General features: G+C 72.9%; 1 protein-coding gene. It reads left to right on the forward strand.

Annotated features, from left to right (window positions below):
* Window positions 1-550: arginine deiminase family protein (locus IH61_RS0140020; protein ID WP_031079426.1), on the forward strand; the 550-nt coding region annotated here is incomplete at both ends.

Raw genomic sequence — 550 nt, forward strand, 5'->3', positions numbered from 1 at the left:
TTCGACGACATCCTGTGGGCCAAGCGCGCCCGCGAGGAGCACGACGCCTTCGCCCAGGTCCTGCGTGACCACGGCGTGCGCGTCCACCACTACGCCGGCCTGCTCGCCGAGACCCTCGCGATGCCGGCCGCGCGCGCCTGGCTACTGGGGCAGGTGGTCAACCCCGCCACTGTCGGTCCCGCCCTGGTCGACCCGGTGCGCGCCCTGTGCGAGGACCTGGACGGCGAGACGCTGGCCTCGTATCTGATCGGCGGCGTCCTCAAGGACGACCTGCCGCTGCGCCACCCGCACAGCCTGGTCTGGCACACCGTCGGAGAGCAGGACTTCGCCCTCGCGCCGCTGCCCAACCACCTCTTCCCGCGCGACAACTCCTGCTGGATCGGAGCCCGTTACAGCCTCAACCCGATGGCGAGGGCCGCGCGCCGCCGCGAGACCCTGCACACCGCCGCGATCTACCGCTTCCACCCGCTGTTCGCCGAGACCGCCCCGCCGCTGCTGGACGGCACCGCCACGGCACCGGGGCTGAGCCTGGAGGGAGGGGACGTCCACG

Origin of the sequence: Streptomyces sp. NRRL WC-3742 (genome assembly GCF_000720635.1) — a bacterium.
Classification (GTDB): Bacteria; Actinomycetota; Actinomycetes; order Streptomycetales; family Streptomycetaceae; genus Kitasatospora.